The 24,464-nt window shown below is 53.1% G+C and carries 13 protein-coding genes; all 13 read right to left on the bottom strand.

Annotated elements, in window-relative coordinates; translation table 11 throughout:
* Nucleotides 1–32 precede the first annotated feature (32 nt).
* Nucleotides 33–1,670 carry an urea ABC transporter permease subunit UrtB gene (gene urtB / locus J7619_RS27345; RefSeq protein ID WP_291206673.1) on the bottom strand — a complete coding sequence of 546 codons (1,638 nt, stop codon included), beginning with the start codon at nt 1,668–1,670 and terminating at the stop codon, nt 33–35.
* A 47-nt stretch (nt 1,671–1,717) separates the two neighbouring features.
* Nucleotides 1,718–3,022 (bottom strand): urea ABC transporter substrate-binding protein, encoded by a 1,305-nt coding sequence (gene urtA, locus J7619_RS27340; RefSeq protein WP_291206670.1) that lies wholly within the window; start codon nt 3,020–3,022, stop codon nt 1,718–1,720.
* A 71-nt stretch (nt 3,023–3,093) separates the two neighbouring features.
* Nucleotides 3,094–4,380, bottom strand: coding sequence for a hypothetical protein (locus J7619_RS27335; protein ID WP_291206667.1), 1,287 nt, complete (start codon nt 4,378–4,380; stop codon nt 3,094–3,096).
* Nucleotides 4,381–4,667: 287 nt separating this feature from the next.
* Nucleotides 4,668–5,228, bottom strand: coding sequence for a sigma-70 family RNA polymerase sigma factor (locus J7619_RS27330; RefSeq protein WP_291206664.1), 561 nt, complete (start codon nt 5,226–5,228; stop codon nt 4,668–4,670).
* A gap of 103 nt (nt 5,229–5,331) precedes the next feature.
* On the bottom strand, nt 5,332–8,304 hold the full coding sequence (locus tag J7619_RS27325; protein ID WP_291206661.1) for a DPP IV N-terminal domain-containing protein: 2,973 nt from the start codon (nt 8,302–8,304) through the stop codon (nt 5,332–5,334).
* Nucleotides 8,305–8,342: 38 nt separating this feature from the next.
* Nucleotides 8,343–9,863, bottom strand: coding sequence for a M20/M25/M40 family metallo-hydrolase (locus tag J7619_RS27320; RefSeq protein WP_291206658.1), 1,521 nt, complete (start codon nt 9,861–9,863; stop codon nt 8,343–8,345).
* A gap of 8 nt (nt 9,864–9,871) precedes the next feature.
* Nucleotides 9,872–12,865 carry an amidohydrolase family protein gene (locus tag J7619_RS27315; RefSeq protein WP_291206656.1) on the bottom strand — a complete coding sequence of 998 codons (2,994 nt, stop codon included), beginning with the start codon at nt 12,863–12,865 and terminating at the stop codon, nt 9,872–9,874.
* Nucleotides 12,866–12,947: 82 nt separating this feature from the next.
* A complete protein-coding gene (locus J7619_RS27310; RefSeq protein ID WP_291206653.1) occupies nt 12,948–14,402 on the bottom strand; it encodes a SusD/RagB family nutrient-binding outer membrane lipoprotein in 1,455 nt (484 codons plus the stop codon).
* Between the two features lie 52 nt (nt 14,403–14,454).
* Nucleotides 14,455–18,066 (bottom strand): SusC/RagA family TonB-linked outer membrane protein, encoded by a 3,612-nt coding sequence (locus tag J7619_RS27305; protein WP_291206650.1) that lies wholly within the window; start codon nt 18,064–18,066, stop codon nt 14,455–14,457.
* A 202-nt stretch (nt 18,067–18,268) separates the two neighbouring features.
* Nucleotides 18,269–19,267: a FecR domain-containing protein gene (locus J7619_RS27300; protein WP_291206647.1), complete on the bottom strand. Its 999-nt coding sequence runs from the start codon at nt 19,265–19,267 to the stop codon at nt 18,269–18,271.
* A gap of 148 nt (nt 19,268–19,415) precedes the next feature.
* The gene (locus J7619_RS27295) at nt 19,416–21,680 is read right to left on the bottom strand and encodes an arylsulfatase (protein ID WP_291206645.1); all 2,265 of its coding nucleotides are present in this window, start codon (nt 21,678–21,680) and stop codon (nt 19,416–19,418) included.
* Between the two features lie 28 nt (nt 21,681–21,708).
* Nucleotides 21,709–22,938 carry a mandelate racemase/muconate lactonizing enzyme family protein gene (locus tag J7619_RS27290; protein ID WP_291206642.1) on the bottom strand — a complete coding sequence of 410 codons (1,230 nt, stop codon included), beginning with the start codon at nt 22,936–22,938 and terminating at the stop codon, nt 21,709–21,711.
* A 35-nt stretch (nt 22,939–22,973) separates the two neighbouring features.
* Nucleotides 22,974–24,464, bottom strand: coding sequence for a sulfatase (locus J7619_RS27285; protein WP_291206640.1), 1,491 nt, complete (start codon nt 24,462–24,464; stop codon nt 22,974–22,976).

Below are 24,464 nucleotides of genomic sequence, written 5' to 3'. Positions count from 1 at the left end.
ATAATATTGGTTTCCCTTCAAAAATTGACAGGTCAATCCTCGGCGATACGACCCTTGTCGGGGAATAGCCCGCGGGGTTTGAATTGCAGGAAGACCACGATAAGCGCCAGAATGAGCACTTTTCCATAAACAGCCTCGTAGAACGATTCGAGTACCTTGGTCAGAAAACCGATCCCCAGACCCGACACGATAGCCCCGGCAATCTTGCCGACACCACCCGTTACCACCACCAGGAACGAATCGACAATGTAGGTTTGGCCCATATCCGGCACCACGTTGCCAATCAGCGTCATCGCGCAGCCAGCAAGGCCCGCCAGTCCCGAGCCCAGGAAGAATGTGATCGCGTCCACGCGGCGCGTCTCCACACCCAGGCACGCGCTCATGGTGCGGTTCTGCGTGACCGCACGAATGCGGATGCCCAGACGGCTGCGGTAGAGCATCAGGTAGGTGAGCGAGACAACAATTACCGTTAATCCAATGATAAACAACCGATTATACGGCAATACCAAATGCGGCATCAGTTGCCAGCCGCCCGCCAGGAATGCAGGCGCTTTTACCGCCGTAAGGTCCCCGAAAATGCTCCGGGCAGCTTGCACCATGATCAGGCTGACGCCCCAGGTAGCCAGTAGGCTTTCCAGCGGCCGGGCGTACAAATGCCTGATCACCAATCTTTCGAGCACCAACCCGAATATGCCCGCCACGATAAACGAGACTGGGATCGAGACCCAGAAATACAGGTCGGATTTCACGCCGAGGGTATCGATGAAAAGCGATTGCATGCAATACGTCGTGTAGGCCCCGATCATCAGAAATTCGCCGTGCGCCATATTGATGATCCCGGCCAGCCCGTAGACAATCGCCAGGCCGAGTGCGATCAGGATCAGGATACTGCCGAGACTAATGCCGCTGAACAGGTTTTGCGCCTTCTCGATACGCCCTTGAAGGCTTTCGAGCGCCTTTACCTTCTCCGCGGCATACGCACGCGCCGATACGACATTCCCATTTTCCGCATAATTTTTGAGGATCAGCCCTACGTTTTCACCCCAATTTCCATCCAGGCTGTCGATGTAAGCCTTTGCCTCGGGTTCAGAAAGTGCCTCATGCAGTTTCATTTGAAAAAGCACCTCCTTTCCCGCGGTAAGCGCACCGGCGTCGGCTTCCTGCCGCAATGCTTTTGCAAGGATCGCGATTTTCCCCGTGTCCTGCGCGCTTACGAGCTGACCGTACGCCATGATCCGCTTTTGGGGATCATGGCTGGTCAAATTCAGATAGGGCAAAACAACGTTGAGTATAAGTCTTTCGGATCTGCTGATCTCTACTTTCTGCAGTTGATCGGCCGGCAGCTTAACCGCCGCCTCCTTGTTTTGCGGATAGAGGTAAAAGACCGTAAAAACCTCTTTTCCACCGAAATTTTCCGCCTCGCCCGTGGTAACGGCTTTGCCGTCCAGCATATAAAGCTTCTTGTCATTGATCGCCGCGAGCAGCGGGAAAGTCGACGGGTCTTTCTGCGCAGCCAGGTACTGCAGCGCCTGGCTGCGGGCCGTGTCGTTCGGCGGGCTCAGCACAGCCGCCACCTTAATGGAAATGCTGTCTGCCTGCTGTGCGAACGCTCCGCCGCCGATTCCGATGGCCAAAAGGATCACCAGCCACACCTTTTGAATGCAGTTCATAACCATGGATGTTAAATGCGGCCGCGATGGCCGCTGTGGACAAATGCCTACTTACTTGCTACTGTATACGTTCCGCCGTGACCCACGTGATCGCAGTCTTTGTCGGGGGAAGTCAGCTTGGACCAGGGCTCGGGATTCACCAGGCCGGTTGATTGCCAGATGATATCGAATTGGCCATCGGGCTTGATCTCTCCGATCATTACCGGCTTGGCCAGGTGGTGGTTTTTCATATCCATTTTAACCAGGCCATCCGGCGAAGCGAATTCCAGGCCGTACAATGCGGGACGTACTTTGGATACCTCAAACGAACCCGCTTTTTCGGCTGCCTTCGCCCAGAGGTACACGCCGGTGTAAGCCCAGCAGATCGGGTCGTCGGTCACCCTTTTGTCGCCGCCGGGGAGGTTATTTTTCTTGCAGAATGCACGGAAATCTTCGACAAACTTCTTGTTTTCAGGCGACTCCTTGGATTGGAAATAATTCCATGCCGCCAGGTGCCCTACCAGGAATTCGGTATCCGTTGCGCGCAGCTCGTCTTCCGCTACCGAGAATGCCATGATCGGGCAGGTCGCTGCCGAAAGCCCCTGGTTGGCGAACTCTTTGTAGAAAGGCACATTCGAGTCGCCGTTGATGGTCGAAAGTACGCACGCCTTGCCGCCCGCCGCGAATTGTTTCACTTTGGAGACGATTGTCTGGTAGTCCTGGTGGTGAAAAGGCGTGTATTCTTCCACGATATTCTCCTTGGGGACACCTTTCGAAAGCAAAAACGCTTTCAGGATTTTGTTGGCTGTTCTGGGGAAAACATAGTCGGTACCCAGCAAATAAAACTTCTTGTACCCTCCCCCCTCTTCGCTCATCATGTATTCGGCCGCCGGGATCAGCTGCTGGTTCGGGGTAGCACCCGTGTAAATCACGCTGGTAGAGCATTCTTCGCCTTCGTACTGCACCGGATAGAAAAGCAGGCCATTGTTTTCCTCGAAAACAGGCAGTACCGATTTGCGTGAAACGGACGTCCAGCAGCCGAAAACCGCGGATACCTTTTTATCGAGCAACAATTCTTTCGATTTTTCCGCAAAAAGGTCCCAGTCGGACGCCGGGTCCACGATTACCGGCTCGATCTGCTTGCCGAGCACGCCGCCTTTTGCATTGATTTCATCGATAGCCATTTGCACGACGTCTTTCAAGGAAACTTCCGAAATCGCCATCGTTCCGCTCAACGAATGCAGGATACCCACCTTCACAGTTTCCTTTTTGCTTTCCTGACTACCCCCTGAACCCGAACCGCCGCAAGCCGCCAGTGCAAGCACCAGCACAACCATCCATACTACCTGGCAAGACATTTTGAATGTTTTCATCGGTCAATTTTAATAGTGATATGAGTGAAAATTAAGATCAAAAGAAGCCCTTCTAAACACGTCGAAACGGGTCAAAATAGGAAAAACTGTACTTGCAACCAAACCTGGCCGTAGGTCTTCGAGCTGTACGCACCACCCGCGTCGGCCACATTATGCTTGCGCGCCACATAGGAAAGACGAAGATTGGTGGCGCTTCCATTAAAGAAGTAATTCAATCCGCCGCCGTAAACGCTGCTCGATTTGGCTTTGTCGAAATTGTCGATCAGCTCCGAACCTGCCTGTTCTTTGGTTGCGGAGATGTTCTGGTTTTCGTAACGCACCCAAGGCTGGATACGTGTTTTTTTGAAATAATAGCCCAGTTCGAGGAACTGTACGGTTTGCCTGGGAATCTGCCGGGCAAAAGTGTATTTCGAATTGACATTGGTACCGCCCGTCATGTATTGAAATGCGGCATTCAGGGTTACAGAGCCAGCATCTCCGGCCTTTTTATCGATGAAAAGGTCTGTACCTACATTATAATAAGAACCCTGCGTATCGAAACCCGCGCCCCAGGCGATGGTGTTACCTGCACCGAGCTTGGTACCGGCATAGTAATAATCTTTCTCGGGGTCAAGGAAATTATAAGCAACGCGGCCCACTATACGTAACGGCGCCTGACCATCGAGGTTCCTGCCCGTGAACAGACCCAGCCGGTATTCCAACTTGTCTTTTAAAAGAAACCCCCTCGCATTCACGCCCAGGTCGCGGCCGAAGTTGCCTTGCAAGGGGCTGTTGGCGAAAAGGTTATAGGGGTATTGAAAATAGGTAAAATCGTTGGCCATCAATCCCGCCGCACCTTGCAGGCCATTGCGGTTGCTGGAAACCAGCTGCATACCGGCAATGAGTTGAAATGCATTTGAGAAAGCGTATTCATACTGACAATCGAGCAGGATCGGCGCCACTTTCACATTCTTGGTACTGTCGCCGAGCTGGATTCCGATGGGCGACGGAAGCTCCGTTTCCATAAAAAAGCTCCCCTTCCTGGAAAGCTGCCCGCCCACCAGCACCCGCGCCCGGTAAAGCGAAAAACCTTTGTTCCAGTCACTTGCCTTGTCGGTCACATTACCGCCGAAACCCGATTGCTCGGCGGAAGCGAACATATGCACGATCGCCCCCACGTGGATAGACGGCTTGAAATCGTCCTCTGCTTTTTCGGCCGCTGTCACCGAATCCTTTGGCGCCAGGTAGCCGGGAATCTCACGCAGCACGCGCACTTTGCGGGCAGCCTTCCGATCCCGGGCATCCGGACCGCCATCGGCCAGCGCGATGCCCTGGCAAAGCATCAGCAACAAACCTGCATTGAGGAAAAGTCTTTTCATGATGGTCGTTGATTTGGTTACGTAAGTAATTTTATTCAAATTTACGATATCATTACGTACGTACAAGACCTCATTTCATTTTCTTGAAAAGTTTATAATAAAATATTGAATTTTAATAAGATATAACAAAATACCAATCTCATAACACGCCATACGGGCACGTATAATATACCTACGTATATCAAGATAAAGGCATTCTCATTGCCGGAAAGAGAAATTGATTTTATCAGAAATCCGTTGGATACACGCCTATGTAGGGAAAGTAGGCCAGCAACAACCCGGTTTATCTAGCGTAAATAAACGACAAGTTCCTGCCGCAGGAATGCAATCGTCCGCGAAATATGGGCTTCGACGGTTTTGATAGAAATCCCCATTGTGTCCGCTATTTTACCGTAAGTGAGCCCTTTATGCCGGTTAAGAAGGTAGGCTTGCTGCGTCTTTGCAGGAAGCTTGGCCAGCGCAGCGTCATGCATGAGCCTGAGTTCGGCCGCATCCAGGCTTTCACAAAGGGTGTTGTCCGGGACATCGCACACTTCCATTTCCGGGGAGAACACCAGCACTGCTTTTTTCTTCCTGGCGAGCACGCGCATCACATGATTACGCGCCATTACGATGAAATAGGCCTTAAAGTTAGCAATCTGGTGACCTTGAAGCTGCGCCCTGGTTTCCCAAAGCATAACAAAAATATCCTGGATCCAATCCTTGATCAGCTCTGAGTCATCCGAATAGCGCATCAGGATCCGGGCCAGGGTCGAATAATATTTGTCAAACAATATTTTGAATGCCTCTGTATCGTCCGCCGCGATCAGCTCAATGAGCTGATCATCGGAAAATGTTGATTTATTCATATTTTTTATCGTTGAAATAGAAGTATTTTCAAAATATTATTCCGCAAAATCCATATTGTTAAATATAATAAATTGCGCGCCAAATATTTAACAATACAATATTTCATTTTACTTCTGTAATAGCTTTGATGTCCAGGTATTTCCCGTTTTGGATAACCGCCTTAACATTCAGTAGATCCTTGATCTGCCTTAACGGGTCGCCGTCGACGATCACCATGTCGGCAAGCTTGCCGGGTTGGAGCGTGCCCAGGTCGTCGCCAACTCCTGCCTGTTGGGCAGACCATTGGGTGGCAGCACGCAAGGTTTCAAAAGGTGAAAGACCGGCCGCCACCCAACTCTGGAGCTCGGCATGATAGCTCAGTCCCGACGGTATGATCGGTGAGTCGGTCCCCGGCGTAAGTCTGGCTCCCGACCGCATCAGGCGTACCATCGTTTTTTCGATGTTTGGATATGTTTTGTTTGATCCCCTGGCCCTTGCGGCAGCGGACCTGAGCTCCTGTTTTTGCTTTTCGGAATAAAATGCCTGAAACTGCCAATGGTCGAAAAATAAGCTGTCTCCGGATATCAATGCATTCATTCCCCCGTGAAGGGAAATAGTAGGCGTCATGTAAATGCCCGACTGTGTCGTCAGGGCCACCACGTCCTGATAACTCCTATTCAACGCCGTCAATTTGGGGGAATAGCCCCTGCGGCTTGTCGCTCCGATGTGCTCGACGCCATCGACGCCCAGGCCGGCCGCCGGGTAGATTTCGTGCGACGATACCGGCAAGCCGTTTGCGTGGGCAAATTCAGTGACCCGCTTTTGTAAAATATCGGGCAATCCCACGTAGGTTTTGATCATGTCGTAACCTAGTGCGACCGCACGGCCAAGTTCCAGTTCCAGCTGGGCCCCTGCCACGTTACTGGTGCTACGGTTATAATAGACCCTGCTCCCCTCCATATGACCACCGGCGAAAAAACTCCTCGGCCCCAGCCGCTTGCCACTGGCCCACGACTCTTTCCGCTCCAATGCATCGTACGGGTCGGTCCCGGGTTCCCGTATGGAAGTGATCCCGTATGCCAGCCACAACCGGCCTCCTTTCTCGCCAAGTTGGGCATTCTGATGGGTATGCATTTCGAAAAGACCCGGGATCACGGTTTGACCAGAGACGTCGATAACCTTTTCTTTCCGATTCGTTTGGTGCGGCACGATTTCCCTGATGCGGTTTCCCTCGATGACGATGTCGACATTTTCGATGTATTGGTCCGATATGCCATCGAAAACCCTTCCGGCATGGATCACCTGCCTGCCTTTGGGTTGCTCCGGCCTCCAGGTAAAGTCCATGCTGAGCGGCTCAATGCGTCCATCGGAAACAACAACCTTTTTAAGCTTGTCCGTAGCCAGGAAAACAATGCTTTTCGAGTCGCCCGTCCAGCTTGGGTTTTCCGCCAGCTCGCGCGTGAGCTGCACCGGCGGACCGGCAATATTCAGCCGGCTGTCCACCGGAATGGTCCAGAGCACATTATCCAGGATGTAGGCGATCGTCCTGCCGTCGGGGGAGATCACCGGGCCATTTTTACCACGCGTAGCAAGCGACCGCCCCGGTACGGGCGAAGCAAAACGCGCCCCGGACCGGTCCGACGAAATGACCAGAAACTTGCTAAGCCCCTCCCGGAAGCGGCTGGAATACGGGTCCAGTGAAGAGACCACCAGGTATTTGCCGTCCTTGGACCAACTAGGCTGCGATGCTTCAAAAAGTCCGTCATACAGCGCCGCTACTTTTCTGGTCTTAAGCTCGATCACACAAAGGCTGCTTCGGCTGTAAGCGCTCGGGTCGGCCTGGTAAAACGCGATCCGGGCACCGTCGGGCGACCAGCTTGGAAATTTCAGATTAGCTGCCGCGTCGAGCAGGCACACTTCCTTCCCGGTGCTTATTTCCCTGATCCACAAATCCATATTACCATTCCGGTCGCTGGTAAAGGCAAGCCACTGGTCGTCGGCAGACCAGACCGGATCAATATCGATGAATACATCGTGGGTGATCTGCACCGGCTTGGGTTTTCCGGTTTCCAAAACCCATATATCTCCCAGTGCGGCAAACGCCACAAACTTTCCACTGTTGGAGACCACCGGCCCGCGAATACCTTGCACCGGCCTGGAAAGCGCAGCATCAAAGTCGCGCTTTTTTGGCGCATACCTGTCTCTCTGAAGCGTCACCACGGCCGTAAAAGCAATCCCTTTCGCATCGTCTCTCCCTACCTTTCCGAGCTTGATCTGCCCATCGGCCGTATATAGGTATTCGGTCGAGGAAAGCCAGCATGTCCTGAACGGGAATACATCTTCCGCTTCCGGCGACAGGGTTTGCCAGTCGCTACCGCCCGTTTTCACCATTTCAAGCTGGCTTTTCCCGGCCGCAAGGCTGTTGAATACCATATGCTCACCATCAGGCTGCCATACCGGAGAGGCCAACTTTTCCTTGCTGTGTACAAACAACCTATGCTCGCCTTGCTCGTCACGGATATAAATGCCCGCAGCGCTCGCGCGCTCGGATATATAGGCGATGCTCTTACCGTCGGCGCTGAAAGCCGGGGAATAGTCATTGCCGGGATGATCGGTCAGTTGCGCCAGACTGTCGTTTTTTAAATAAATTTTCCAAATATCGTAGTTGCCGCTGCGGTCAGAGGAGAATGCGATGCTGGCCCCGTCCGGCGACCAATACGGCTCCCGGTCATGGTAAATTCCGGTGGTCAGCTGCCGAAGTCCGCTGCCATCCTTATTGACTTTCCAGATATGAAAATTACCATCCCGGTATGATTGAAATGCCACCTGGGTGCCGTCCGGCGACCATGTGGGTTGCCGGCAGTCGCCAAGCGCGTCGGTAATCGCTTTCGCATTTCCCCCGGTCACGGGCAGCACCCATATCGTTCCCTGAAGATCTATGGCGAGCGTTTGCTTGTCGGGTGAAAGCGCAATGGCCATGTTTGTTCCTTCGGTGAGGGTAACCTTCACCGAATCGGCGGATGGCTGGGGGGAAGCGTTGGCCGCCGGTATTAAATGCAAAATGCCCGCCAGCATGATACTTGTGCTGGCAGACATTAACTTAAAAACGATGGAACGTTTTTGATGGTGACGGGTCATTGATCAATAGGTGTCGTTAAAATTGAATAGCAAGTTTTAATGCCCGACCTGAGATTACCCAGCCGGAGATTTTCGTTGGGGCTATGCTGATTGTTGTCCATATTCACCAGTGGAACAATCACCGCAGGCACGCCAAGGGTCTGAATAAAAGGCACTACCGGTACTGAGCCGCCCATAATGCGTATGATAACCGGGTCGACCTGAAAAGCTGTATTCATACATTTTTTCAGCCAGTTCCCAATCGGCGAGTCGATTTCCGTCCGAAAAGCGGGCGAGCCACTGCCACCGCCATCCATAAAAACCAGTTTGGAATACCGCAGCCTTTCCGCTTTGGTTGGGACGTGGTCGACAACCTGATACCCCAAACCCTCAAGATGCGTTTTTACAAGGCCCGTCATTCTTTTTCCGTCGGTTTCAGGGACGAGCCTGATGCCAAATTCGGCAATGGCCTGCTCAGGGATGATCGAGCCGCCCTCCTTCCCTACCACCGCCGCTTTTAGGCCCCGGATGTTCAGCGACGGGTACTGCATCGATTCCTGATAGTTTTTCCCCACTTTTTCTTCTGCCGCGATTTGCAGCCGGTCATTAATGTCGGCAGTCACATCGGGTACGGCAGCCATCACTTTCGCCGCATTATCGTCAAAGCTGATCCCGTCGTAAAAACCTTTGATCAAGACCCTGCCGTCTTCGTCTTTCATCGAGGCAATTATCCTGGACAGACTAAATGTCGGATCGGGCGAGTAATTCCCGAAATGCCCGCTGTGCTGCTGGGTGATCGCGCCGTAGGTAGTCAGCGAAAACCCGGTACCGCCCCGGCAGCCGAAAGTCAGGGTCGGAAGATTCGACGAATGCATGGGACCGTCCATGACGATCAGGTAGTCGGCCGCCAGCTCAGACTTGTAGTTTGCCAAAGCGCCTTTAAGCCCGGGCGAACCTTTTTCTTCCTCACAATCCAAAACCACCTTGACATTGAACGGCGGCTGTTGTTTTTGTGAACCGAGCATATCCATGGCCTGCAAAAACATTACAATAGGGCCTTTATCGTCCGATGTCGAGCGCCCGAAAAGCCGCCATTCGTCGTTGATCTTGCCGCCCCGCAATACCGACCAATCGATTGGATTGAACGCTCCGTTTTGATCCTTTTCCTTCAACACAGCCGCGTAGGCATTTGCCTGAAACCATTCCTGCTGCCGCACTGCCTGCCCATCCAGGTGAAAGTAAAAGAGCACAGTCTTACGATTTCCGTCGAAGATCTTCTCCGCCAGAAAAAGAGGCATTTTATCCGTTTTCAGCACCGAGACCTCAAAACCTCTCTTTGCAAAAGCATTCCGGGCCCAGTCCACATTTTTCTCAATATCGCTGGCCACCAGCGCATCGTTGGGGATCGCCACAAAGTCTTTCAGCTCCTCCATAGCCGGGAGCATCCGTTCGTTTACAAGTTGATCGCTTTGCTGGGCTGCACCTGAAAGACATACCAGTAAAGAAAGGGAAGCGAGTACTAGGATTTTCCTGATCATCTGCGCGATCAATTACTTGAATGAGACCCCTGTAATGCCGGCTTACCCTGCTGCACCCTGGCTTTGAGAATATCCTCGATAGCGAAAATTTCACCGTTCCGGATCACTGTTTTTACATTCAGCACGTCCTTGATGTTTTTGAGAGGATCTCCTTCGAGAATGACCATATCGGCAAGTTTTCCGCTTTCCAGAGTACCCAGGTCTTTGGCTACACCCAGCGCCTCCGCCGAATACAGCGTGGCCGACCGGAGTGTTTGAAACGGCGAGATACCGCCATCGACCCAGCTCTGCAACTCCGCATGGTAGCTGATCCCCGGATGTATAATCGGGGAATCAGTGCCGGGCGTGACGTGCCCTCCGCGTTCTACCATGGTTTTGACCGTTTTCTGGATATTTGAAAATGTAGTTAAAAAGGCCGGATTGCTCTTGGTACGCAGGTTTGTCTGCGCTTTCACCTGCTCCACCACGGCAGGTCCGTAGAAGGCGGCGAATTGTTTATGTTCGAAAAAAGCCGGGTCCTTGTCCACCAGCATCGGCAGCCCGCCTTGCAGGGAAGCGGTCGGAGTGATATTCATTCCCGACTTGACGAGTAGTTCGGTAACATCCTGATACGAATTGTTCAGGGCTGTCAGCTTGGGCGAATACCCTCTGCGGCTTGTTGCGCCCATGTGCTCTACCGCGTCTACGCCATAGCGTGTAGCGGGGTAAATTTCGTGGGAAGATACCGGCACACCTATCGAATGTGCGAAAGCCGTGATACGCTGCTGCATCAGGTCGGGCATCCTCACGTAGGTTTTGATCATATCGAAATCAAGGCGCTTTGCCCTTTCCAGTTCCAGCTCCAGTTGCGCGCCGGGAACATTGCCCACGTTCATCCCGTAATAAATCCGGCTGCCGTCCAGAATCCCGCCCGTGTAAAAATCACGGGGACCGAGTCTTCGCCCGCTGACCCAGGATTCTTTTCGCTCGATGACATCGTAAGGGTCGCCGCCTGGTTCACGGATCGTGGTGATACCATAGCTGAGCCACAATCTTCCCAGCGGTTCGCCCGCAGTGGCCGACTGGTGTGTATGCATTTCAATCAGGCCGGGGATCACTGTCCGGGAGGACGCATCGATCAATTTCCCTGCCCTGCCGGGTTTATGCGGCTCAATACTGATGATACGGTTGCCTTCGACAACTACGTCCATGTTATTTCGGTAACCATCCGTTTTACCGTCAAAAAGCTTCCCGGCGTGAATCACATAACGGCCGCCGGGCTGATGTACCTTGTAGCTGAGCGTCACCGGAATGGTCTCGCTAAGGCCGCTTACCACCGAAACCTTTTTGAGTACATCCGTGGCCATGTACACGATGCTTTTCGAATCGCCCGTCCAGCTTGGGCATTCCGCAAGTTCGTTGGTGAGTCTGCGCGGGGCGGCAAGCAAATCGCCATTTCCGCTCACAGCGACCGTCCAGAGCACACCGTCCATCGAAAATGCAAATTTAGTGCCGTCCGGCGACCAGTACGGGCCGTTTTTGCCACGGGTAGAGAGCGTTCTTTCATTGACAGGCGTCACGTAACGATAGCTTTTGTCAGTGGTCGAGATGATCAGGAACTTGCTGACGCCCTCGCGATAGCGGGTTGAATAAGGAACCAGTGAAGATATGACAATGTATTTGCCATCCGGCGACCAGCTGGGCTGGGAACCGTCGAAAACCGGCTCATAAATGGGACTGGATTTACCGGAAACGATATCGATGACTTTGAGCGCGGAACGTCCGAATACCGAAGGATCCTTTTGATAATAAGCAATTTGTTTACCGTCGGCCGACCAGGAAGGAAGCGTAAGCGGCCCGTCCGCGTCCAGTAAGAGGGTTTCCTTGCCTGTCGCCATATCCCGTACATACAAGTCCATGTCCCCTTTCCGGTCGCTCAGGTAGGCGAGCCGTTTTCCGTCGGCCGACCATGCCGCATCGATTTCGATGAACTCGTCATTGGTGAGCGGAGTCGGAACCGTGCTGCCTTTTTTGAGCAGGTACATATCTCCCAGGGCAGTGAAAGCTACCTGGTTGCCATCCGGTGAGACTACCGGCCCCCGGATCCCTTTCACCGGTTGAAGTTTTGTAGTGTTAAAATCATATTTTTTGGCCGGATAGGGCTTTCTTCCCAATGTCATTTGCGCAGAAAACGGAATCGAAAGCTTTTGTTGCTCAGCAAGTTTTCCACGCACTATCTTTCCTGCCGACGTATACAAATATTCGGTATCTGAAACCCAGCTGACTTTAAAAGGGAACACATCTTCACCATCCGCGGAAAGGGTTACCCACTCCCCTCCTCCGATCATGGCCATATCCAGCACTGTTTTCCCTTCGATAAAATTATGGAAAATGATTTTGGGCTGACTCGGATGCCAGGCGGGCGCGCCAAGCTTCCCTGTGGTGGTCAGAAACAGCTTTTCACGGCCTGAGCCGTCCATAATGTAAATACCGGGGGCTGCATTTCGCTCCGAAACGTAGCTGATTTGCGCGCCGTCGGCAGAGAATGCGGGGAAATAATCATTAGCCGGATCGCTCGTAAGCTGTGTGAGCTTGCCTGTCGCCGGTTCGAGCTGCCAGATGTCGTAGTTGCCGCTTCTGTCGGAAGAAAAAAGCAGGCGGGTACCATCCGGCGACCAGGTCGGTTCGCGGTCGTCGAAACTGCCGAATGTATGTTGCACGGGCGCGCCACCCTCCCTACCGACCGAATAAATATGAAAGTTGCCGTCCCAAAAGGCCTGGAAAGTGATTTTGGAACCATCCGGGGTCCACGCCGGTTGTCGGCAGTCGCCAAATTCGTCGGTTAGCGGGCGGGCGGCGCCGCCGCCGGCAGGAATGGTAAAAATAGTACCCTGCAAATCCATGGCTATCGTCTTTTTGTCGGGCGAAAGGGCGATCGCCAGGTTGGTCCCTTCGGTGAGGGTTACTTTCACCGAGTCGGCTGTAAACGCTGCGGCTTTGGCCGTCAGCAGTGCTGTTTGCATTAAAACAAGCAGTCCTATTTTTTGCTTCTGAAAGAACATCATTCGATTACGGATCGGTTTTGGCAGGTTACAAAGCAATTTATTAAAGATTTACGGGTGTTTTTATGAATACCCCCGGAACCGGGCGCGGGGCGCTGGTATTGGAATTCACCTCCGCTTCACTGTAAATCATCCGTTCGGGCAACGCGGTACCGGCGTTGGGAGGCAATTGTACGGCCACGGTCTCTTTTCGAGTCCGTCTCAGGTCATTGAAGCCCAGTATTTGCCCGTTAAAAGTCAGGTACCTCTCCATCAGGATTTCGCGCAGCAACGCCTGCTCAGCCTGGACGCCGTCTTTGTTGAGCATACCACCAGGCGCGATATCGCCTGCCGTGTAGGGCTCATACCGGTAAGGGTAAGTTTTGTAGGTCGGGTCAAGGTCTCCTCCACCATTCAGGTAGGCGCGGAAGGCATTGAGCTTTTCCAATCCAATCTCTACCCCTTCGCTTCTCAACCCGGCTTCGGCTAACGTGAGAAGATTCTCAGAAAATGTAATCAATGGATAAGGTGCGGATTGACCGAAAAGCCCTCGGGAGGTTGTCGTGCTATTGGTATTGGGAGAAACGGGGATCTGCGTTCCGCTCGCGTTTACCGTAATGAAGTGATGATTGTAGCGCGCAGTTTCGTCGGTTTTAGCATTGCCGTGATAGTTAGGGCTGGCAGGGTTCAGCAGCTTCGGCGCCAGTGCCAGTGCCGCATTGATATCCCCCACACGGTTTCTGGCAATAAAGGCGTACATCAGGTTTTCATTCACGTTCAGCGTACTGCCGTGTGTGACTACAAGCGAGCGCCCGGAAGCTGCGATCCCTTTGCCAGCCGCTGCGTAGGCTAGCTTGTACTCCCTGGTTTCCATATAAAACCGCGATTTAAGCGTATAGGCCGCCTCCGTCCATTTGCCGGCATCTCCCTGAAAGAAAATGTCGGCTGCTCCCGGAGAAGTACCAATGCCCGATTCCAGGTCCGCGATGGCTTCATCGAGCAGCGACTGCAATTTTTTATAGACCTCGATCTGCGGTTCAAAAGCCGGATTGGGGAATTTGGTAATGTCGGCTGCCTCCGAAAAGGGAACATCGCCCCAGCAAGCCGCGGCGGTACCCAGCGCATTGGCCCGGGTGACCTTCGCGATGCCTTGCACGAGCCTGTTGTTGGTGGTCTGCGATTTGGTAATCACCAGCTTGGTTTGCTCAACGACACCCTGGTAGACAAACTGCCAGACGTCATTGAATGAGGCCCCGGTGACATTGTAGCTATAAATATCCTTGTACTGACGATCCGTGCCGGTAAAGTACCCCGACCACATCGCCGCCACACGCGCCAAATGTCCTTCCTGCACCGAAACGTTGCCCAGTTGCGCACCTGTCAGGATCAACGACGCCGAAGCATCGGTGGGATTGTTCAGGTCGGTATTCATGTTATCGACCAGTGATTCGCAGGAGATGAGCCCGGCGCCCAGGATCAGACCTGCCATTTTTATCAATTTCCTTCTCGTCGTTTTCATCGTGATTTGTCCGGGTAAATGCTTTGAAATGGATGCTGCGGGTTGGGGAATACTAGTAATTTACTTTGATGGTAAACAGGTAGGAACGTGTACCGGGGGTGTTAAAATAATCCATATTACGCCCGGCAGGACCTCCGGACAGGTTGGTGTCAGGGTCGATACCTACCACCTTTGTCCATAAAAACAGGTTACGGCCAGTCACCGAAAACTCCACCGATTGCAATTTGGTAGCTTTGCGGAATGCCTCCGTATCCAGCCGGTAGGACAGCGAAAGCTGCCTCAGGCGGGTCCAGCTGCCATCTTCCACAAACTGCTGTTTCAATGACCCGAACCCGCTTCCAAGGGTGGTGTACCAACTTTCGTCCAGCAGCACCTGACCGGCGCCAAAGTCTTTCAGATTGCCGCGTACGGTGGTCCCTGCGGGAATGGTCTTACCCGCATAGTTTTTAGTATCGGCAGTCAGCGTAACTTCATTGCCTGTATCACGATGAGTGCCGAAATTGTACATAACACCCCGGGTACCGCTGAAATAGTCGCCGCCCTGCGAGGTTTCGAAGAGCACATCCAGGCTGAACTTTTTGTAGGATAATGTCGTCCCAAAACCGCCTATCCAATCCGGGTTCGGATCCCCTACTACCCCGGTAACCGGATCTGCCACTGGAAACCCGTTGGCATCGAGCGTCATCGATCCATCTTCCTTCAACAGGTAGCGGCTACTCCAGAACACCCCCGTGGGCTGTCCGACCACCGCGCGAGCATCCAGAAAATTTTCGATGCCACCCACCAGGTACAGCGACTGCGTCCCGGCCAGGTCGAGCACCTTGCTGCGGTTGCGGGTAAAGTTCCCGCGAACCGCCCAGGTGAAACCTCCCTTTCGGATCACATCGTAGCTCAGGTCCATTTCCAGGCCCTTGTTCTGAAGTACCGCTGCATTGGTGTACTTGGTGGCAAAACCGGTGGTGGGTGCCAGCGTTACCGGCACCAGCACGTCGCGTACCTTATTGTTATAGTATGTCAAACCTAGTTTCAGACGGTTGTCGAGCATGCGCATGTCCAGCCCGACTTCGTACTCGGTCTTCCGCTCAGGCTTCAGGTACTGATCGCCCAATGAACTGCCCTGCGTATAGGCGCCGTTTCCAAATTGGGAACCTACCAGGTTGTCTCCCCAAGGGTTGGCGCTATAAACGGTGGAAGAAAAGATCGTATTGGAGCGGTACGGGAGCGGCTGCACCCCAACGACCCCGTAGGACGCGCGCAGCTTGGCGAAATTAATGGCTTCTACCTTATCCATCCATTTCAACCTGGTGAAAACCCAGGCCACGTCGGCGGAGGGATAATAGAATGTTTTGTCGGAAAGCGCGCCGAAAGACGAAGCCGATTCCGCAGCGCCGGACAGGTTCAGAAACAATGCATCATATGCCGAAAAACTCGCGGTCGCATACGCCCGGACGGTTCGCACCTCCGTTTTCAGATTTACGGGCGTACGGTTGAGCGCGGTAGCGTTGGCAAAATTTGCCGGCGCGTCGGCCACCAGAAAGTTGGAGATCGTCACACCCATATTGTTGTATTTCCGGTTGTTGAGATTCACACCCGCTACATACGTGGAGCTGAAATTGGGGCCGAAATCTTTGGTAGCACGGGCCAGCAGGTCGGCATTCACCTGGGTTTCTTTGGTGATCTGCTCTTTGTACTGGCCGGTTCCCGCGCCGGTAATGTCATTGACCGGAAAATAGTTGATCTGCTCGTCGGAATACGTATCCAATCCGGCGCGGGCGACGATATCCAGCCAGGCGGCGGGTTTGATCCCGAGTTCGGCGCTGTTCATAAAACGGTCGACGTCGGTAGAATTCTGCTGTTCATAGAGCGCCCAGAGCGCATTGTTGTTGGCCGGATTGATAACGCTTCCCAGGTAGCTGCGGTATCCGCGCTGGCGCCCGGTAACCGGCGAGGCGGTCGGGCTGGAATAGTAGCTTCCCTTGTAGTCGGAGATATCGAAATCCGCCGGATTGCGCAAAAGCCCCACCATCGCCCCTGCCAGGTTGTTGCCCCGCTGGATTCTGTCCGAAAAGCTTTTGGTGTAGGCTGCCGTAGCCGACATACGCACGACTTCATTGAACTTACGCTCCACATTCAGGCGCAGTGTAGTCCGATTATAGGTGCTGTTGCCGCGCTGCACGCCTTTCTGGCGTATATCGCCAATGCTGAAAAAATAAGTGGTTTTCTGATCCCCTCCGCTCAGGCTCAACGCATTGTCCGTAAAATAACCGTCGCGGAAAACTTTGTCATAGTTGGAAGTGTTGAACACATCCCGTGAATTTTTCCTGATAATGGGATAATACCTGCTGCCATCCAAAGCCTCAAAAAAGGCACCCGCCGTATTGACTTCATCGGCGCCCCCCGCACGGTCGGCGATCTTATCCCCCCAGGCGTTGGCGCCGTTGGGGTTGTAGACACTCCCGGCGCCCTGCCCGAACTTTCCCTGGAACGGGTGAAATCGGTTGATTTGGTCTACCGAAAATGTGGAGCTGAAACCGATATTGAGCTTATTGCTGTCCGCGCCCTTTTTCGTGGTAATCAAAATTACCCCGTTTGCCGCGCGTGACCCCCATAGTGCCGCCGCGGAAGCACCTTTGAGTATCTGCATGGAAGCTATATCGTTGGGATTGATATCGTTCAGACGTGATTGGGGCACTACCCCGCCCGAGGTTCCGCCTTCCGTAGTATTGCTGATCGGAATACCGTCGACCACGATCAACGGCTGCGTATTGCCTGTGAGGGTATTCTGGCCCCGTATCTGGATAAATGCGGCTGCACCCGGATCACCCGCGGCCCTAGATACCTGCACTCCCGCCGCTTTCCCGGCCAGGCCGTTGATCACACTGGTTTCTCCCGACCTTGCCAACGCTTCTCCGGCGACTTTGCTGCTGGTGGAGCCCAACCGGTCGGCAGCCTCTTTGAACCCTGACGCGGTCACGACTACCTCCGAAAGTGCCTGGACATTTTCGGCCAGGACTACGTTCACCACGGATTGGTTGGCAATGGGTATCTCCTGCGTAACATATCCGATGTAAGAAAATACCAGCACTCCGTCCGTCGATGGCACCTCGATACTGAACCCGCCATGTTCGTCGGTCACTGTGCCGATATTGGCGCCTTTCAAGAGAATGTTTACACCCGGTATTCCACTCCCTGTCGTTTTTTCAGTCACTTTGCCGCTTACACCGAATGCTTTGCTATCGTAAGCGGGGCTGGCGTCGACTTTGAGCAGGACATTCGGGGAATCGCCGGTGTTTTTCACCTGGGTCTTAGGTGCGCTTTCTTCCTTATAAAGCAGGTACAGCCCTTCACGTGATTTTCGGTAATGTATTCTCGAATCTTTCAGTACCGCTTCGAGCATGCCTTCGATCGTCGCATCCTTGCCTGACACCAGCAGTTTCCTGTCTATCTGGATCTGGTCAACGAGCCCGGTTTGGTAAGCGATCGATACATTGAATTTACCTTCAAGTGTTTTGAGTCCCTCCTTCAACTGAATGTACTGCGGTTGCCGGGACCGATCAGCGTGACGGTTTTCGCTCAGGTACGAGACCAGTTGCCCCTGAGCGCCCACCGGGTAGCCGATCAGGCCTAAAAATATGCATAACGCAATCCTGGAAATGTTTTTCATAGTGGTCATCCGTAGTTTAAGTAACGAAACAGGTTATACGTAACTGCAATGCAAGGCCAGGCAGGGCACGGTCAACGGTCGTTATAACAGGTGACTTGCGCCGGCAGGCTGGGTTCATGATGACAGGGTAAAATCGGGTTTCACAAAGACAATGCTCCGTTTTGCGGCTTTGGAGCAAATGATCTTTCCCGAAGCTGGCCGGTTACCGGGCCAGGATCAGCGTATTATCTTTCTTGATGAACTGTAATTCAAACAAATTGGCAATGTCCTCGATAAGGGTCTGGGCCCCGGTTGAGCCCAACGGAATAGAGCCGGATGCTCTTTTGGTCAACAGTTCCCGGTTTTCCACCAGAACCGTTACTCCATAATTTTCCTCGATTTTTTGCAGCATATCTCCCAGCGAGGTGCCGTCAAGCCGCCAGCGGCCCTGGGTCCAGGACGAATAGTTTTCGGGATTGACAACCTCTTTGCCGGTTATTTCCGAACCGTTTCCATTGACCTGCACCATATCGCCGGGTCTCATCATAACCTGTTTATTCATTTCGGCCAGGCTTAGCCGGATACTTCCTGATTTGAGAACAATGCAGCTTCTGGTTTGCCGGTCGACGACGTTGAACTGCGTGCCCAGCACCTGAATGTCTTTACCCGCAGATAAATGGACTGTAAAATCCGAATGCGTCCGAAGGTGTTTTACGTCAAAAAAAGCCTCGCCTTCCAACCATATCTCGCGTGGCCGGCCCTCCCACGATGCCTGGTAGTGCACGCTGCTGTTACCATTCAGGACAACCTCCGAACTATCGGGAAGCGTAACGCGCCGGGTTTGCCCGTATGCGGCTGCAACACGGACAGTGTCTGATTCTTTCAGCCAGAACCACGCAAACGAACAGATCAATACCAGACTCGCGGCGACGGCCAGATATCTTTTCAAAGTACGTTGTCTGCCGAAAGAGGTGAAAGGCATTTTGCGGCTGCCATCCGCCTCCGGGAACCTGTGTTGTACATCGGCCCAGACCTGCTCTTTGGAGATCATCAAATCCCCGAAAATTTCCTGGCCCTTTCCGGGCTCCTGCTCACTGATCCATTCCAACGCCCTGGCTGCATTGTCCGGATGCAATGCAAGCCACTTTTCTACCACCCTATCCTGTTCGGAGGTGGTTTTTCCAGAAAAGTAATGCATGACAAGTTGTTCGGATACTTCCATGGCAACGCCGGTTAACAAAATGGCAACAATCGGACTCTATCTGTACAGAGACAATTTTACGTGTGGCACCCTATGCCGAACAACAAAATAAACAGCGCCGCGGACTCATCCTTCACAGAATCCGCGGCAATCTGATACAATAGCCACGCTAAAAATCAATCACCACGCTCTTTAGCCCGCCGGCGAAGACGTAAGGTGACTTGTACTCATTCGAAACGGCGGTGTTATCGTCCCGGCCGACAGAGATTCCATCCCAATCGTCTTTGAATACCGCATTAGAGAGCAATCTCTCCCCTACTTTCCTGTCGTTGATGTAGATGGACGCAGTGCCGTTTTTTGCTGTCTGATCGGCCTGAAAAATCAGTTTCACCGTCGACTTACCGGCCGGCAATATTTCGTTGCCAGAATCCAGGCTTTCGATTTGGCCGTCGGTATTGTGCGCGGCATGCAGTTTCCCGCCTCGCACAAAGAAGCTCAATCCTCCGAATTGCCCTCCTATTGCAAAAATGACCCCTTCGCGGTGACTGTCGTTCAGTTGCAGCTCCGCTGAGATAGTGAACGAGCGGTTATTGAAAATGGGCGCTTCGGTCAGGTGCGCAAGGCCATTATAGAGTACAATGTGCTTTTTCCCATCGAAGAAATCGGGCTCTTTGTCTTTCTCATTGCTATCACCGTTTCGGAGCGGGAACACATTGTATTTGGTTGCTTGCTGATCAAAAGCCGCTTTCAGCTCGGCAAGCTTAGCCGGATTTTTCGCTGCCAAATTGTTGCTTTCATTGAAATCCTCATCGATCTTAAACAGCTCCCAGGTATCAGCTGTAAACGATTGTCCGCGTTTGTGGTAAGCACCGGCTTTCCAGCCATCCTTGTAAACAGATCGTGTGCCGGAAATCTCATAGTACTGAATGCGGTGGTTATCTTTCGCGTCCTGGTCATTGAGTGAGGCGGCAAAACTAGTTCCCTCCAGGGCGTCCTGTTTGATACCATTCACGGTCGGTACGGTTTTCAGGCCGGCGAGCTCGAGTGTGGTGGGCAAAATGTCAATCACGTGCGTGTACTGGCTACGCACGGTGCCTTTTTCCTTGATGTGTTTCGGCCAGAAAACGATCAACGGGTTATGCGTACCGCCTTCGCCATTGGCCTCGGCTTTAAAATAGCGGAATGGCGTATTGGTAGCCTGCGCCCAGCCGATCGGGTAAAGCACATTAGATTTTTCGGTGCCGATCAGATCGATATTGGCCAGATCTCTTTTTAGGTCTTCCTTTTCGCTCTGCGCACCGGTACCGAAATTGCTCCGACCATTCGGCCCGCCGGCACGTGCAGAGCCGTTATCACCGATCGAAAGGAATATCAGGGTATTGTCGAGCTGATCGATGCTTTTCAGGTATTGTACCAAACGCCCGATCTCATGGTCCAGGTGGGCCAGATAACCCGCATAGACCTCAATATGCCGCAAATAGAGCCGCTTTTCGTCCGCGATAAGCTCATCCCATTTCTTGACAAGCTCATTGCCGGGCGCCAGCGTCACATAAGAAGGCACCACACCCAGTTTTTTCTGCCGGGCCAGCACCTGCTCACGGTACCAGTCCCAGCCTTTGTCGAACTTGCCTTTGAACTTGTCGCTCCAAGATTTATCCACCTGATGCGGCGAATGTGTAGCTGCCGGACCGTAGTATAGGAAAAATGGCTTATCTGGCGCCGCTGATTTCTGGTTTGCAATGTAGCTAATAGCCCGGTCGGTGATCAGCTCGGACAGTAGCCGTTTATCATCATACCCTTTCTCGACCTTCTCGGTTCCCTCCCATAATATAGGCCGGTACTGGTCGGTGGCCCCACCCAGAAAGCCATAGTACTTCTCAAATCCGCGCCCCACCGGCCAGCGGTTGAAAGGCCCTGCCTGTGTCTGATCGCGTTTGGGCGTCAGGTGCCATTTACCCACCGCAAATGTGTTGTACCCCTGCTCGCGCAAAATCTCGCTCACAAATCCTTTCTCGAACGGGATCACGCGGTCGTAACCCGGCGTACCCGCGCCTGCATTGCTGCCTACGTGCGCGGAATGGTGGTTGCGGCCAGTCAACAGCGCCGTACGCGTGGGAGAACACACGCCGGTCGTGTGAAAGTTGGTATAGCGCAAACCGTTATTGGCAAGGCTATCGATATTGGGCGTGGGAATCAGCCCGCCAAACGCGGACGCTGAACCATAGCCGATATCGTCGATCAGGATATAGATAATGTTAGGCGCATTCTGCGGCGCTGTAATGCGGTGCTCAGCATAAAACGTCCGGGTTTCAGGGATCGTCTTGCCGATTTTCCCCTGCCATGTCTTCTGTGGTGTATATTGGGCATGGACCGGTTGAAAAATAAGCCCGGCGGCCAGGGCCCCCGCCAGGAAATTTGTTGCTTTACTTGTCATGATCAGATAAATAAGTGGTCAGAATGTTTTAAACCGAGTGCTTTTTCAAGAGCGCCTCATTCAGCTTATGCCCTATCCCAGGCGTGTCGGGTACCCGGATGAAGCCGTTCTGGAAGTGTTCCACCGGCGATAACAACTCAGCGCGCCATGGTACTTCGCCGTAGGCATATTCCAAAATCGAGAAATTAGGAATGGATGCACACACTTGCACGCTGGCGGCAGTGGAGACCGGACCGCTTGGGTTGTGCGGGGCAATGGCGATGTTGCCTGCCGTTTCGGCTAATGCGGCGATGAAACGTAGTTCCTGGATACCTCCGCAATGCTTCACGTCGGGCATGATTACGTCCAACGCGCGCGTAGCGATCAGCTGTGCGAAACCCTGCCTGCCGAATATCGACTCGCCTCCTGCGGATGGCTGCACGGTAGCGTCAGTAATAGCGCGGGTTTCGGCCGGGAATTTCTGCGGGTCCACCGGCTCTTCAAACCAATATAAATCGGCCTTTTCCAAACGCCTTGCTGTGGAAATGGCTAGTTCCCGGTCCAAATGGCTATGAACGTCGATCAGCAGGTCGGTTTGAGGGCCGATCGTTTGTCGGACAGCTTCAATGCAGCGCACGGCGTAATCGATATCGGAGGCGATTTGTGCTTCATTCGAAGTTTTCAGCGGCTTCATATCGTCGAATGGTGCCAGCTTCACTGCTTTGAAACCACTTTTCAATGCATTTTCAGCATTACTTTGAAACGCTGAAATAAGCCGGCGGCCATCGGCATCGCGCTCATTGGTGGCCCTGTTGATATTGGCATACACTTTCAACTCACTGCGCAGCTTACCGCCGAGTAGTTCGTAGACGGGTACGCCGAGCGCTTTACCTTTCAAATCCCACAATGCATGCTCGATCGCGCTGAATGCGGTGATGGCGATCTTGCCCCGTTCAAATGCCTTTTGAAAACCCCGCTGCCGGTATTGCTCAACGGCAAAGGGCGATTCGCCTTTCACGAGTTGAAACAACGAGTTCAACTCGGTTCGCAACTGGTCGCCGCCATCCTTCACTGCGGCTGAAAATCCGTGCGAAGCTTCTCCCAGGCCGGTAAGGCCCTTATTGGTAAGCAGCTCCACGAAATGCCAGTTACCGCGTTGGTTCACTTTCACCTCATGAATGCGGATGCCGGTGATGAGCAGCTTCGCATCGAGCGCCGGAAAATCGAGCGCGAGTGCAGGCAGCGAAGCCATATTTTCCAGAAATTGACGCCGGAACATAGGATTTTGTTGGGTGGTTGACGATTTGAAATACATTAAGGGATGATTTCCTTTGCAGGCCGCTTATACTGCCCTTTCTCGTCAACCGGACGCGCGTCGGCATAATCCGGATTCACATAGCCCGTCGCCTTTTCTTGCTTGCTCAACTCGCCTAGCAATTGCTTTTTCAGCTTTTCGCCGCCAGCCGACTGATATAAATTCGTGGTCTCATTGGGATCTTTGGAAAGGTCATACAGCTCCGACCAGCCTTCCTCGCCGGGATACTGGACCAACTTGCCGGTTTCGGTGCGAATGGCTTTGATGGTCGGCGTGTTGTAGGGCGTCTCGTAAAAATATTCATAGAGAAACGAGGTCCGCCAGTCTTTGGCTTTCTCTTCGATGAGCGGCACCCAGCTTTTACCCTGGAACGAAGCCGGCGGCTGAATGCCTGCCAGGTCGAGCAATGTAGGTGCGTTATCCAGGTTTAGCACGATTTTATCAATTTTCTTGCCTTTGGGAAAACGGGCCGGGTAACGAACCAGCAGCGGAATGCGGATCGACTCCTCATATGCTGCCCGCTTGTCTCCCAGGCCATGCTCTCCGAAGAAGAAGCCATTATCGCTGGAAAAGATGACCACCGTATTCTGGTCGAGCCTGAGCGAATCGAGCGTGCGCAGCACGCGGCCTACGTTTTCATCGACGCCTTTTAATGCCCCGAAATAATTGCGGATCTTCTGATCGTTGTTTTCAGTCCAGGATGCGGATGGTGTGGTATTCTGCGCCGCGTTCTGCCCTGTGTTGCTATTCTGGCGCCGCGGGGTTTCGATCTGGCCCTTGTAAGGCGAATCCAGGTTTTCGGTGGTTGGTTTGGTCAGTTTTACGTTCGCAAAAGTATCCTTATGTCGCGCGGGCGGCTGGAATGGCCCGTGGCCGGATTTGAATGCGAGCGTAACCAGGAACGTCTCGCTTTGGTGCGCCTTGATATACTCGATCGCATTGGTGGTCGAAACGTCGTCCACCCAGCCTTTGCTCGGCTCGGGTTTGCCGTTAATCTCGATCGGGCAATCGAAATACTGGCCCTGGCCTACGAAGCTGGCTGAATAATCGAATCCCGGACGTTTGCCGGATTCTTTGCCCATATGCCATTTGCCAAAGAATGCGGTGCGGTAGCCTGCCTTGCGCAGCTCGGTCGCGTAAGTCACGGTGGTATCGCTGAGCCCGGTATGGTTATTGGCAATGCCGTTCAAATGATTGTAGCGCCCGTTAAGCATGGTAGAGCGGCTGGGCGAGCACAGCGAATTGATCACAAATGCATTCCGGAACCGGACACCTTCGCCGGCAAGCCGGTCCAGGTTAGGCGTGGTGAACCACGGGAACCGGGCCTTGTCACCCTGCTCTTTCTGCACCACGCTCAACGCGTCGAAACGCTGATCATCGGTGTAAATAAGGATGATGTTCGGCCGTTTTGAAGCCGTCGATTGCTGCGCGAACGCCTGGCAGAATCCCTGGGTCACAAGCAGCGACATTAGTACTAATTTTTTGATCAT

Source organism: Dyadobacter sp., from assembly GCF_017744695.1.
GTDB lineage: Bacteria > Bacteroidota > Bacteroidia > Cytophagales > Spirosomataceae > Dyadobacter.
This window is presented reverse-complemented; position numbering and strand designations above follow the sequence as displayed.

Excerpts from the sequence above, each read along its gene's own strand:
- urtB (WP_291206673.1), bottom strand. The coding sequence starts at position 1,670 with ATGAACTGCATTCAAAAGGTGTGGCTGGTGATCCTTTTGGCCATCGGA.
- urtA (WP_291206670.1), bottom strand. The coding sequence starts at position 3,022 with ATGAAAACATTCAAAATGTCTTGCCAGGTAGTATGGATGGTTGTGCTG.
- J7619_RS27335 (WP_291206667.1), bottom strand. The coding sequence starts at position 4,380 with ATGAAAAGACTTTTCCTCAATGCAGGTTTGTTGCTGATGCTTTGCCAG.
- J7619_RS27330 (WP_291206664.1), bottom strand. The coding sequence starts at position 5,228 with ATGAATAAATCAACATTTTCCGATGATCAGCTCATTGAGCTGATCGCG.
- J7619_RS27325 (WP_291206661.1), bottom strand. The coding sequence starts at position 8,304 with ATGTCTGCCAGCACAAGTATCATGCTGGCGGGCATTTTGCATTTAATA.
- J7619_RS27320 (WP_291206658.1), bottom strand. The coding sequence starts at position 9,863 with ATGATCAGGAAAATCCTAGTACTCGCTTCCCTTTCTTTACTGGTATGT.
- J7619_RS27315 (WP_291206656.1), bottom strand. The coding sequence starts at position 12,865 with ATGCAAACAGCACTGCTGACGGCCAAAGCCGCAGCGTTTACAGCCGAC.
- J7619_RS27310 (WP_291206653.1), bottom strand. The coding sequence starts at position 14,402 with ATGAAAACGACGAGAAGGAAATTGATAAAAATGGCAGGTCTGATCCTG.
- J7619_RS27305 (WP_291206650.1), bottom strand. The coding sequence starts at position 18,066 with ATGAAAAACATTTCCAGGATTGCGTTATGCATATTTTTAGGCCTGATC.
- J7619_RS27300 (WP_291206647.1), bottom strand. The coding sequence starts at position 19,267 with ATGGAAGTATCCGAACAACTTGTCATGCATTACTTTTCTGGAAAAACC.
- J7619_RS27295 (WP_291206645.1), bottom strand. The coding sequence starts at position 21,680 with ATGACAAGTAAAGCAACAAATTTCCTGGCGGGGGCCCTGGCCGCCGGG.
- J7619_RS27290 (WP_291206642.1), bottom strand. The coding sequence starts at position 22,938 with ATGTTCCGGCGTCAATTTCTGGAAAATATGGCTTCGCTGCCTGCACTC.
- J7619_RS27285 (WP_291206640.1), bottom strand. The coding sequence starts at position 24,464 with ATGATCAAAAAATTAGTACTAATGTCGCTGCTTGTGACCCAGGGATTC.